The organism is Maribacter ulvicola, from assembly GCF_900155985.1.
Classification (GTDB): domain Bacteria; phylum Bacteroidota; class Bacteroidia; order Flavobacteriales; family Flavobacteriaceae; genus Maribacter; species Maribacter ulvicola.
Map to the genome: position 1 here is coordinate 797,670 of NZ_FTMA01000001.1, position 13,312 is coordinate 810,981.

A 13,312-nucleotide genomic window follows, 5' to 3' on the forward strand; every position below is an offset into this window, starting at 1 on the left:
TGGCCATGTTGAATTACTACTTGTATTCATTGTTCTCATAGTTATTGTAAACCGGAAATATTTTTCGTTGAAGACTTTTTATTGGTTTTTTGAAGGAGGCATGACAACCGATATTTAAAAATACTTTTTTGCCAATCTTATTTGTATTTCGTTATATATCAGTAATTTATTGTTATTTTTAGCGTAAATACTTGTTAAAATTAAGACTTTGGGCCAATACAATAATACGGAGCTGCTTGAAAAGCATCATCAAATTTTTATTGAACAAACCCCAACGGCTATAGCCATGTTAGATGTTAATATGGTGTATTTAGCGGCTTCTCAGCGTTGGGTTAAAGATTTTAAATTAGAAGGCGAGAAAATTGTAGGTAGATCTCATTATGATATTTTTCCGGAAATAGGTGAGGATTGGAAAATTAAAAATCAAGAATGTTTGAACGGGGCAATAGATATCTGCGATGAAGCCCCTTTCTACAGAAAAGACGGTACCATGCAGTGGATTTATTGGGATGTTCGTCCTTGGTATAATATGGATGGGGAAATAGGCGGTCTGTTGATGCATACCGGTGACATTACCGAGCAAAAAGAAAAGGAACTCGAGAAAAAACGTTTTGAAACTATTTTAAATGATACCAGCAAAATTGCACGTATAGGAACTTGGGAATTAAACCTTTCAACCAACAAGATTATATGGAGTAAAATGATTTATGATATTCATGAAGTTTCACAAGATTTTGAACCCACTATAGAATCAAGCTTAGAATTTTTTAAAGAAGGAGAAAGTAGAGATGCTGCAACTGTTGCCATACAAAATGCAATTAGTCAAGGTAGTTCTATAAATCTAGATTTAGAGTTGATTAATGCAAAGGGTAAAAGTGTTTGGGCAAAATTTATTGGTAAAGTAGAATATGTTAAAGGTACGCCGACAAGATTTTACGGAATTATGCAAGACATAAGTAGTATAAGAAGTACCGAACAACGACTTAATAAAGCACATTCAGAACTAGAAGCCATTTTTAACTCTAAATCTATTGCTGTAATTACTACAGATAAGGATGGAATCATTAATCGTTATAATAGTGGTGCAGAACAATTACTAGGATACTCTGCCGCAGAAATGATAGGTAAGCAAAAACCAGAAATTTATATGCTTGAAGAGGAATTAATGCAATTTAGGAAAGACATGATTGCCGAGTTCAATGATGATGTTACCGACAAAGATTTTAACTATAGAAATGAAAACATTAACGATACCCGACAATGGACATTTAAAAGAAAAAATGGGACAACTTTTCCTGTATTATCAACGATAACAGCTGTTAATAATGAACAAAGTCAAAATGAAGGATTTATCGCAGTAGCTACGGATATTTCTAAAATAAAGGATGTTAAGGATAAGTTGCGAAGAAAGAACGAGCTTTTAAATCATGCCGAAAAGATTACCATGATGGGTAATTGGCAATGGAACATGGTTTTGGACACCGTTGTTTGGTCTTCAAATTTATATGAAATTTTTGGTTTTGACGAGGAGAATGTTGAATTGAAATATGATACTTATTTAGATTTTGTTCATCCAGATGATAAAGATTTTGTTGTTGAACATATAAAGAATTTTATAGCTAGTAATAAAAAGAAAGGTCTTGTTCATCGTATTGTATTAGAGGATGGAACCGTAAAAACGATAAAGCTGATCGGTGAAGTAATAACAAATGCCAAAGGGGAAATAACAGAAGTTATTGGAGCTTGCCAAGATATAACCGAATCTAAAAAAGCCGAAGATAAGTTGATCGAAGCAAAAGAGGAATTAGAAATCTTCACTAAAAAATTATCATCACGAAATCAACAATTGGCAGATTTCACTCATATTACGTCACACAACCTTAGGGCGCCTGTAGCCAACCTTAATTCGTTATTGGAAATCTATGGCTATTCTGAAGATGAAGAAGAACGCGCAGATATCTTTGATAAATTCAGCAACGTTATCCATCACTTAACTTCTACCTTAAATACCCTTATTGAAGCTTTAAAAACAAAGGTGGGTAATGCCAACGAGAATCTTGATGATTGCGATTTAAATGTTCTGCTGGAAAACACCACCCAAATATTAAGTGGAGAGATTTTAAAAAGTAATATTGTGATAACAAGTGATTTTTCTCAGGTCTCAAATCTTACTTATAATAAAATTTACCTTGAAAGTATTTTTCTAAATTTGGTTGGAAACGCAATTAAATATAGATCAGAAAATAGATCCCCCGAAATAAATATAACTTCCGAAATTATAGATGGAAAGATTAATTTGAAATTTCAGGATAACGGTCTTGGTATTGATCTGAAAAAGCACGGGCACAAGCTTTTTGGACTCAATAAAATTTTTCACAGACACCCAGAAGCAAAGGGTGTTGGTTTGTTTCTGACAAAAACTCAAATTGAAGCGATGGGAGGCTCTATATCTGCTGTCAGTGAGGTAAATGTTGGGACTACATTTATAATTAATTTTAATTAAGCTTGCTATGAATGATGTTTTAAAAACCTGTATTGTTGATGATGATTCTATTTATAGGTATACCATGGTAAAAACCTTGGAATCTACTCAATTACCTATGGAGATCATGACTTTTTCTGATGGTGAAGAAGCTATCGATTTTATGTTAGATAATCTAGATGAAGACTCTGTATTTCCAGATGTAATTTTTCTTGATATTGATATGCCCGTGATGGACGGCTTTCAGTTTATGGAAGAATACATTAAAATTAAACCTCGTGTAGGTAAGAAAATCACTATTTATATGGTTTCTTCTTCGCTTGATCCCGTTGATATAACAAGGGCAAATAATATCAGCGCCATTTCAGATTACATTGTAAAGCCAATTGGCTTAGGCAAATTGAAAGAAATTATGACAGAGTTGTTAAAAGAAAGAAAAGACTGATTACGGCAATTTAACTATTGCAACTTTTTAGGTTATCATTAAAATTAATTGAGTTAAGCTAAGTTGCTTAATCACAGTATTTTTGATAGAACCTAAAAATTAAAACATGTCGTTACTAACTATAATTTTGAATATCTTATTACCTCCTTTAGCCGTGTTTATGAAACATGGGGTAGGTACAACACTTTTAATCAGTATTTTATTGACTTTACTGGCATGGTTGCCTGGGGTTATTCATGCTTTTATTGTAAACCAATAAGCGTATACATACATTTTATCTGTCTATTATAATTTGGTAAAAATTTTCATAACCGAATGGTTATCACACTCTGATAATTATTCGGTTTTTCTTTTCTGTCTATCCTTATTCAATTTAAAAGAAGTATTAACAATTATTATGATAAGGCATCCAATAAACCATTTGTTTTAATAATAACTTTGGTTCGTTAGTAGTTACTTATTTTATCGACTAGTTGTTTATAAAAACCTTATAGGTAACAACGTTTTATCATTTAACATTAACTGATATCCTCTAGATATGAATCATTATTTTAAGATAGTATTTGGCTTTTTTTTTATAACCATCATTGGTTGTAAAGACCTTGGTAAGAACGATAAAGCCAAAAATGAAGAAGAACAATCTAGCTTAGAAGTGCCTGTAGAAAGTGCTGAAACTATTGTTCAGAATGCTATTAAAGCACACGGAGGAAATGCTTATGGTACAGCTAATTATGAATTTGTATTTAGAGACAAAATATACATGTTCAATAATGGCAATGGTTATGCTTATCGTGTAAATTTTAAAGATAGTCTAGGAAACAGAATTGAGGACAATTTAAAAAACGGAACATTTCATAGAAAGGTAAATGAAGAACTGGTTGAACTTTCCAAAAAGGATATTGCAATACACAGTAATGCTTTGAACTCTGTTATTTATTTTGCCACTTTGCCGCATAAGTTAAACGATACCGCAGTTCAAAAAGAGCGTATTGGTGAAACCGTTATAAAAGGTGAAGAGTATGATGTAGTACGTATTACTTTTGGTAAAGAAGGGGGTGGTACAGATCATGATGATGTTTTTATGTACTGGATAAACAAAAAATCACATTACGTAAATTACCTGGCATATAGCTATAGTGTAAATGATGGTGGTGTTCGCTTTAGAAGTGCCTATAACCCACGAACAATTGATGGCATACGTTTTCAAGATTACATTAATTGGAAAGCACCTGTAGGTACAGCATTAAAAGACTTGCCTGCTATGTTTCAAAAAAACGAATTAAAGGAATTGTCAAGAATTGAAACAGAGAAGGTACGTAATCTTAAAGGCACTGTATCAATTCAATAATGCGGACTACTACATTATTTTAGAAATAACTGAGATTTAATGGCTTTGCAGCCAATTAGTCCAGCAATGACAACTGGTTCTCAATAATACCTTGCCTCTTTACAAGGTGGTTTACTTATTGTATCTTTGAGAGAATGCATTGAATACAACTTCAATGGCATATCTAAAAAACTTTTTTAATTAAACTTCGTCTTACATGAAGGGTAAAAACTTATTTGAAAGTTTTAGAAATATTTCTGAAAAAGAATGGAAGCAGAAAATTCAATATAATTTAAAAGGGAAAGATTATAATGAGGAGGTGATATGGAATTCTCCAGAGGGAATAAAAGTAAAACCTTTTTATCATTTAGATGATTTAGACCATGTAGTGGTTGGGTCCGCACACTTCTCTTCTTGGAATATTGGTCAAAATATTTATGCCGGTAATGCTATAATGGCAAATGAGAAAGCATTAAAAAGCATAGAAAAAGGAGCTGAAGCTATTCAATTTGTTATTCCGTCAGAAGCCGTAGATATAATAACTATTTTGAACAATATTAACTTAAGTGAAGTTAAGGTGTATCTAAGTATGCAATTTTTGTCTAAAATGTATATTGAGAATGTGCTTGATAGCATTCCACAAGCAAACAAAATTCATTTTCAGATTGATCCCATTGGTCATTTGGCAAAATCTGGAAATTGGTATAAATCCATGCCCCTAGATATATTATTGGTAAATGAATTATCGACATTGCCAATTGAAAATCTGTTAAGCATTAATGTTTCACTTTATGAAAATGCCGGTGCAGATATGGTGCAACAATTAGCATATGCCATGTCTCATGCCAATGAGTATTTACATATTTTACAAGAGGGTGGAAATCTAGGGAGTTTAAAAACAATTGAATTTAAATTCGCTATCGGCGGTAATTATTTTTTTGAAATTGCAAAGCTGAAAGCCATTCGTATTCTTTGGGATGCATTAACGAAGGAATATGATATTTCAGTTCCATGCCACATTATGTCTCAGCCTTCAAAACGAAACAAAACTATTTATGATTACAATGTAAATATGTTGAGGACCACTACGGAATGTATGTCTGCAGTTTTGGGTGGATCGGACACTGTTTTCAATCTGAATTATAATGCGGTGTATAAAAAGGACAATGACTTTGCCGATCGTATAGCTTTAAATCAGCTTATATTGTTGAAAGAAGAAAGCTATTTTGATAAGGTGGAAAATCCCGCAGAGGGCAGTTATTATATTGAAACCATAACCAGTCAATTGGCAGAGAAAGCTTTAATTTTATTCAAGTCCATCGAAAAAGATGGTGGTTTCTTAAAGCAGTTAAAGAATCATACCATTCAAAATAGAATTGCTGAGAGCGCCCGTAAACAGCAAGAGAAATTCAATACAAAGAAGATGGTTCTGGTGGGTACAAATGCATATCTAAATAAAAATGATAAAATGGCGAAGGAACTGGAACTGTATCCATTCGTAAAAAAGAATCCTAGAAAAACATTGATCACCCCTATTATAGGAAAACGATTGGCAGAAGAACTTGAGCAAAACCGTTTGTCACATGAGTAGAAAAGACGTACAACATATTCAATTAGCTGCTTCGGCTTTAACTGGTAAAGGGCAAAAAGATATTAAAATAGCAGCTGAAGCTACTCCGTTTATCACTGCGGAAACTATTCTGTTGAAAAAGAGATATTCCCTACAAGATTTAGAACATATTGAGCATTTAAATTTTGCAGCGGGTATACCGCCATTTCTTCGCGGGCCTTATGCTACAATGTATGTACAAAGACCTTGGACCATTAGACAGTATGCTGGTTATTCAACAGCAAAAGAAAGTAATGAATTTTATAGGAAGAACTTAAAAGCCGGTCAGAAAGGATTGTCCGTAGCTTTTGATCTGCCTACGCACAGAGGTTATGATAGTGATCATGAACGTGTGGTTGGTGATGTTGGTAAAGCCGGTGTGGCAATTGACACTGTTGAAGATATGAAAGTACTCTTTGATGGTATTCCGTTAAACGAAATGTCGGTTTCTATGACCATGAACGGAGCAGTATTACCTATCATGGCATTTTATATTGTTGCGGCAGAAGAGCAAGGTGTTTCTTTAGATAAGTTGTCAGGAACAATACAAAATGATATTCTTAAGGAATTTATGGTACGTAATACTTATATCTATCCGCCAAAACCTTCTATGCAACTGGTAGCGGATATCTTTGAGTATACTAGTAAGTACATGCCCAAATTCAATAGTATCAGTATTTCTGGGTATCATATGCACGAAGCTGGTGCGCCTGCACATTTAGAATTGGCGTATACGTTGTCTGACGGATTGGAATATATTAGAACAGGAATAAAAGCTGGATTACAGATCGATGACTTTGCGCCGCGACTTTCTTTCTTTTGGGGAATTGGTATGAATCACTTTATGGAAATTGCCAAAATGCGGGCAGCAAGAATGTTGTGGGCAAAAGTGGTGAAAGAATTTAATCCACAGAATGAAAAATCGTTAATGCTTAGAACACATTGCCAAACTAGCGGATGGAGCCTCACGGAACAAGATCCGTTCAACAATGTAGCTAGAACGACTATAGAGGCTGCTGCTGCCGTTTTTGGTGGCACACAGAGTCTGCACACCAATGCATTGGATGAAGCCATAGCCTTGCCTACAGATTTCTCCGCTCGTATAGCTAGGGAAACCCAGATATATCTTCAGCAAGAAACAAACATGACCAAAACTGTAGATCCATGGGCGGGTAGTTATTATGTGGAGAAACTTACACATGATTTGGTTCACAAAGCATGGGAGTTGATGGAAGAGGTAGAGAATCTTGGCGGTATGACAAAGGCTATTGAAACAGGAATACCAAAAACTAGAATAGAAGAAGCTGCAGCCAGAAAACAGGCACGTATAGATAGTGAACAAGATGTAATTGTAGGTGTCAATAAATACCAGTTGACAGAAGAAGATGAACTTCAAATCTTAGAGGTCGATAATAAAGAAGTGCGTAGGCGGCAATTAGAGCGATTAAAAGAGGTAAAAGCAAATAGGAATACCACTGTGGTTGTTCAAAAGTTGCAAGAACTTTCAATCGCGGCCAAAAATAAATTGAATGATAGTGACTCGGAAGAAAATTTACTAGCTTTAGCAGTAGCTGCAGCAAGAGAAAGAGCCACGTTAGGCGAAATAAGTAGTGCTCTTGAAGAGGCATTTGGTAGACATAAGGCAATTATAAATTCATTTACAGGTGTGTATTCAAGAGAAATAAAAGATGATTCAAGTTTTAAGAAGGCTCAAGAGCTAGCTGATCAGTTTGCAGAAAAAGATGGTCGTAGACCACGTATTATGGTTGCCAAAATGGGACAAGATGGTCATGATCGTGGAGCAAAAGTAGTAGCTACAGGCTATGCCGATTTAGGATTCGATGTAGATATAGGCCCACTTTTTCAAACACCAAAAGAAACTGCAAAACAAGCAGTAGAGAATGACGTGCATATATTAGGAATTTCATCTTTAGCTGGCGGGCATAAAACGCTAGTGCCCGAAGTGGTTAAAGAGCTTAAAGGTTACGGCCGTGAAGATATTATGGTCATTGTTGGTGGAGTAGTGCCAAAACAAGATTATGAATTTTTGAAGGATGCAGGCGCAACTGCCGTATTTGGTCCAGGAACCAAGATCAGTGATGCGGCAATTCAGTTGTTGGAAATACTTCTAGAATAGATAGGCCATAGTATAAACTAAAAATGCCCGAGCAATGAAATTGCTCGGGCATTTTTTATATCATTAAAAGAGATTACGCTGTGGCAACTTCTGTATTAGCTTCTTTGTTCTTTAACCAGAAATATAGAATGGTAAATAGAACAATAAGTATAGCAGGAAAAAGTACCATAGTTCCTAAAGTTTCTTGACCAGATACCAGCTCTAACTCATCGCCTGTAAAACCTTGTGCAGCGGCAGCAGCTCTGTCAGCATCAATCCAACCACCAATAATGGGTTGAAAAATGGAAGTTGAGAACATACCTATAGCACCAATTATAGACATACCTAATGCACCTGTTTTTGGTGTTTTAGTTGCCGCTAGACCAATCATGTTTGGCCAGAAATAAGCAACACCTAATGCAAATATTACCGCGGCAACATAAGCCATTATTCCCGTTTGTGTACTAAATAAATAGATACCTAATGTTGCTAAAACTGCAGAACCTAAAAGAACTCCGGTTTGATTGAATTGGGCCACCATACTTCCGCCAAAGTAACGTGCAACGGCCATTAAACCTGCCGTCAACGCTAAAATCAATGTTGGTTCAGCTCCGCTTTTAGAAAGAATTAACCCTACCCATTGGTTTGGTCCAAATTCAGAAATAGCGGTAAGTGCCATACATATTCCTATAAATAAAAATAATGGAGTAAACATACCTTTTAAGTTTCCGCTAATGGTAGCAGCTTCTTCAATTTTAGCTTTTGGCCATGTTTGACCATAAAATAAGTAAGCATAGATGACCGCAGGTATCAATAATAACCATACTTGACTTTGGCCTATGATGTCCATATCTGTCATAAAACCAGATAACAGGCTGCCTACAGCGATACCACCTGGAAACCACATGTGAAAACGGTTTAGCATGGTACTCATTCTATTGCCTTTGTAAGCATCTGCGATCATTGGGTTACAAGCAGCTTCGGTACAGCCGTTACCAAGACCTATTAACAAATTTGCAACTAAAAGACCTATATAACTTCCTGAAAAAATTAGAAGTATAATACCAATGGCATGTGCAAAAAATGCAAATTGCATAATTGCTTTGCCACCAACTTTATGGTAGATCAAACCGCCGATCACCATGGCAATTGGGAAACCTAAAAACCACATAGAAGTAATTAATCCGGCTTGACTAGCCGTTAATTCTAATTCGGTTTTTAATTGATCCAGTATACCTGCTGCAATAGCAAAAGAGAATGCCGTGGTAATTAAAGCGAAACAGCTGGCATAAAAGAGCCTGTTCGCATTTACTTTAGAAGTTGCTGTAGAACTTTCCATATTTAAATTGATTTAGTTGTTGTTTTGTTAATCTGCTAAACTAATAAAAATGAAATAATATCAGCGCTTTTTTAGTAAAATGATACCTTAACTACGACAGAAAGCACAATACATAAGATTTATATAATTTTTAATGTTTATTATGTAATTTGTAGCATCTTCATTTTGGCGTTATTGTGTTGATAATGAAGTGTTAGCTGACTTATGGCTTAAATAATCACTATTAATTAAAAAAATATGAAATACAGTATTTATCTTCTTATGAGCCTTTTTATGGTGAATTGTGCCGATACAAATAAGGCGCTTGATACTAAAAATGTTGAACCCATCAAGTCTGCAAGCGCAGATTATGACCCAGAAGCTAAGTTAGAAAGTTTAGGGATTGTATTTAGAGAGCAGGGAACTCCTGTTGCAAATTATGTGCATGCGGTAAGAACGAGCAATTTACTATTCTTAGCAGGTAAGGGACCAAAGCAAGCCAATGGAGAAAACATTGTTGGGAAATTAGGAGATAGTTTAACCGTAGACCAAGGCTACCAAGCGGCAAGAGAAGTGGCTATTAACCAGCTATCGGTATTAAAAGCCGAATTGGGAAATTTAAATAAAGTAAAAAGAATTGTTAGTGTACACGGTATGGTGAACGCGTCGCCAGATTTCAAAGATCATTCAAAGGTTATTAATGGTTATTCAGACCTTATGGTAGAAGTGTTTGGTAATCATGGAAAACATGCGCGTGCAGCAGTAGGTATGGGTTCTTTGCCAGGAAACATGGCCGTTGAGGTAGAGATGATCGTTGAAGTTTATGAATAGTGCTCTTTGATTATAATTATGGTTTTTAATCTAAAACAAAAATTAGATAACAGACAGTTGATGTTTACATGACTTTGCAGCTAATTAAGAGCCATAATTTTACAGGGCCTTTAAACAAGATATGTTTTTCGCTTGGGTTATTTTAGTAAAGCCGATTTATTCAATCGGCTTTTTTACTGCCATATAGTGAAGACTAATGTCTTTACATACAACTAACCTGTGCGGATCTAATTTTTGTTCTCGCTAAAAAAGAACACCAATAAAAAGGCAACAATTAAACAAATTGCGAAAAACCCGAAAAGATTAATATAATTGCTCATAAGTAGGAATTTTGAGCTAAACTATAAAAAGTATGGCAAGGCAAGGTTCATCTAAAGTTATTTTCGATAAACGGTGGTTTTATTAAAATTGTAATAGTACAACGTATAAGGTGAGTACTTTAATTGGGTAGAATTAGATGTTATAAGACTGTTTTTCTTTATAGTCCCGTTATACTCCTTTTGCTCCAAATTTCATACATGGGCTCGCCCTTGCTATTTTTTCCTGTGTGGTGCCAATCACTTCCTTCAATTTTATAATTGAACTTTAGTTGGGCGCCTACTCTAGTATTGTCTTTAGAGAAGAATGCTATGTGTTCTTTATAAATTCCGTCCTCTGCTGAATATGTACCTCCTCCGGTTCCTGAAAATCGGAAAGATTCGGTATCATAGGCTATCCATTGAAAAGTGCCGTCCATTAAGAACTTCAGTGTTTTTCTTGAATTTTCTTCACCTCTTCTTTCTTGGCCTGTATCTGGACCTCTGGTTGCAAAAAGCCAAGCTCCATCTAAATCTTGTGAAATAGTTTTTACCGGTTTAAAAATTAATTGTTCCGTCCAGTTTATTTTCAAGGTTTCACCATCTGTTTGAAAAGGAATAGAAAGTTGTTTAAGATCATCCTTTTTAAAATCGGAATTAAATTCTAAAAGAACGACCAAAAGTGAATTAGCTGCCGTGTTTTCAATTTGAAAAAATCCGCCAACAGTTTTAATGAATTTTTCAGGTTCAATTTCATATTCATTATAAATAAAATAGTCATCATTTACCTTTAGCTGATGTACTGTTTTTATACCATTGGTTTGAATGGTATCTGCATAGATTCCGGGCGTAATTTGACCGTATGAAATTAAACTAACGACAAAAAATAAAAATAGAGACGAGTATAGAGGTTTTAAATATGATTCTTTCATTTCTTTTAGTTTTCATTGTTGTTTTCAACTACTTAAAAACAAGGTATTTATGCTTTATTTTAAGGTGTTTTTTTACTGAATTTCTTGAGGAATGTTAATTGTTGTAAAAAAAATAAAAACGCTTGTTTTTTCATTTTTTTTGATTTCATTTGTCCTGTCCTAATATACAACTTTGTGTGTTAGGTTTTTCAAGCTTTTAGCTGAACATTATGTACCGTTATTCTGTGTTCGGGTTTGAGAGAAATTGGAAGTGTTTCTCACAAATGGCTTATAAGATAGGTTGCCGATTAGTAAAGCAAACTTCCAACTTATTTTCTACCATCATGCAAAGTCAGCATGACTATTTTTTTATTCCTACTACTCAGAAGCAAATTCTGGTTTGATCTCTTATTCAATAAGGTTACGTTTTCTTAACTTTAAGTCAATAAGCTAGTTACTATATTTATCATAATCATATTTCATTATTATTTAATATTCAATTCATGAATACCAAATACATTGATCTTATTGATCAAACCTATTATTTCCCTCAAGAAGAATTTAATTTAGATGGTGAGCACCTTCAATTTCACGGAATTCCACTAAACGAGCTGGTAAAGCAATATGGTAGTCCATTAAAATTCACGTACTTACCAAAAATATCAGAAAATATTTTAAGAGCCAAAAATTGGTTTGCAAACGCCATAGAGAAGAATAATTATAAAGGTAAATACCATTATTGTTACTGTACAAAGAGTTCGCATTTTCAACATGTAATGCATGAGGCTTTAAAGAACGAGATCCATATGGAGACTTCTTCTGCTTTCGATATTAATATTATTGAAAAGTTAAAGGCAGATGGTAAATTAACGGATCAAACCTATGTCATTTGTAACGGATTTAAACGCGAAAAATACATTGAAAATATTGCGCGTTTAATCAATAACGGCCACCAGAACTGCGTGCCTATTATTGACAATTATGAGGAGATAGATTTACTTTCAGATGCAATAAACGACACCTTTAAAGTTGGTATTCGTATTGCATCTGAAGAGGAACCAAAATTTGAGTTCTATACCTCTCGTTTAGGTATTGGATATAAGAACATTGTTCCGTTTTATGAGAACCAAATAAAGGATAACGATAAGGTAGAGCTTAAAATGCTTCACTTTTTTATTAATACGGGTATTCGTGACAATGCATATTATTGGAACGAGCTTGTAAAATGTTTAAAGGTATATGTCCGTTTAAAGAAAATTTGCCCATCTTTAGATAGTTTAAATATTGGTGGAGGTTTTCCTATAAAGAACACCTTGGCATTTGAGTACGATTATCAATATATGATCAATGAGATTTTAAATCAGATCAATATTACGTGTTCTGAAGCTGATGTTCCTGTGCCACATATTTTTACTGAATTTGGCAGTTTTACAGTGGGTGAAAGTGGCGGTGCCATTTATGAGATTTTGTACCAGAAACAACAGAACGATCGTGAAAAGTGGAATATGATAGATTCCTCTTTCATTACAACTTTACCAGATACATGGGCAATCAATAAAAGATTTATCATGTTACCTATTAACCGTTGGAACGACGAATATGAACGTGTTTTGTTAGGCGGATTAACTTGTGATAGTGATGATTATTACAATAGTGAGCAGAACATGAACGCTATTTATTTACCTAAATATAAAAGGGAGAAACCATTATACATTGGCTTTTTTAACACAGGAGCGTACCAGGAATCTATAGGTGGTTATGGCGGTTTACAGCATTGCTTAATTCCGCAGCCAAAGCACATATTGATTGATAAGGATGAAAAAGGTAACTTCACGTACAAACAATTTAGAGCACAACAAAAGGCAGAAGATTTACTTGATATTTTGGGGTATGATGTAGACGTTAATAATGAATAAAAATACTTTTGAAGTAAAGACCTTTACAGCTAACATTACATATATAGAATTGAACATAATA

General features: G+C 34.4%; 10 protein-coding genes. 8 read left to right on the plus strand and 2 right to left on the minus strand.

Features of this window, described 5'->3' with window-relative positions; genetic code table 11:
* The first annotated feature begins 208 nt into the window (after positions 1–208).
* The 6 genes from BW936_RS03430 (at position 209) to scpA (ending at position 8,000) form a co-directional block, all read left to right on the plus strand.
* Positions 209–2,503 (plus strand): PAS domain-containing sensor histidine kinase, encoded by a 2,295-nt coding sequence (locus BW936_RS03430; protein WP_076546913.1) that lies wholly within the window; start codon positions 209–211, stop codon positions 2,501–2,503.
* Between the two features lie 7 nt (positions 2,504–2,510).
* Complete coding sequence (locus BW936_RS03435; RefSeq protein ID WP_076546914.1) at positions 2,511–2,927, plus strand: response regulator; 417 nt, start codon at positions 2,511–2,513, stop codon at positions 2,925–2,927.
* A 106-nt stretch (positions 2,928–3,033) separates the two neighbouring features.
* Entirely contained in the window at positions 3,034–3,186 is a 153-nt protein-coding gene (locus BW936_RS03440) for a YqaE/Pmp3 family membrane protein (protein ID WP_068480795.1), read from the plus strand.
* A gap of 279 nt (positions 3,187–3,465) precedes the next feature.
* The gene (locus BW936_RS03445) at positions 3,466–4,275 is read left to right on the plus strand and encodes a DUF6503 family protein (protein WP_076546915.1); all 810 of its coding nucleotides are present in this window, start codon (positions 3,466–3,468) and stop codon (positions 4,273–4,275) included.
* Between the two features lie 196 nt (positions 4,276–4,471).
* Complete coding sequence (locus tag BW936_RS03450) at positions 4,472–5,845, plus strand: methylmalonyl-CoA mutase subunit beta (RefSeq protein ID WP_076546916.1); 1,374 nt, start codon at positions 4,472–4,474, stop codon at positions 5,843–5,845.
* A complete protein-coding gene (gene scpA / locus BW936_RS03455; RefSeq protein WP_076546917.1) occupies positions 5,838–8,000 on the plus strand; it encodes a methylmalonyl-CoA mutase in 2,163 nt (720 codons plus the stop codon). Before BW936_RS03450 ends, scpA begins: the two co-directional genes overlap by 8 nt.
* 73 nt (positions 8,001–8,073) lie before the next feature.
* Here the strand turns inward: scpA and BW936_RS03460 are convergent, their stop codons facing one another.
* Positions 8,074–9,318, minus strand: a complete 1,245-nt coding sequence (locus BW936_RS03460; RefSeq protein ID WP_076546918.1) for an MFS transporter — start codon at positions 9,316–9,318, stop codon at positions 8,074–8,076.
* Positions 9,319–9,555: 237 nt separating this feature from the next.
* On the opposite strand from BW936_RS03460, the gene BW936_RS03465 reads away from it, so the two are divergent.
* Positions 9,556–10,128, plus strand: coding sequence for a RidA family protein (locus BW936_RS03465; protein WP_076546919.1), 573 nt, complete (start codon positions 9,556–9,558; stop codon positions 10,126–10,128).
* Between the two features lie 478 nt (positions 10,129–10,606).
* Here the strand turns inward: BW936_RS03465 and BW936_RS03470 are convergent, their stop codons facing one another.
* The gene (locus BW936_RS03470) at positions 10,607–11,356 is read right to left on the minus strand and encodes a hypothetical protein (protein ID WP_076546920.1); all 750 of its coding nucleotides are present in this window, start codon (positions 11,354–11,356) and stop codon (positions 10,607–10,609) included.
* Positions 11,357–11,838: 482 nt separating this feature from the next.
* Here BW936_RS03470 and BW936_RS03475 point away from each other — a divergent pair, with 482 nt between their 5' ends.
* On the plus strand, positions 11,839–13,251 hold the full coding sequence (locus tag BW936_RS03475) for a type III PLP-dependent enzyme domain-containing protein (RefSeq protein ID WP_076546921.1): 1,413 nt from the start codon (positions 11,839–11,841) through the stop codon (positions 13,249–13,251).
* Positions 13,252–13,312 lie beyond the last annotated feature (61 nt).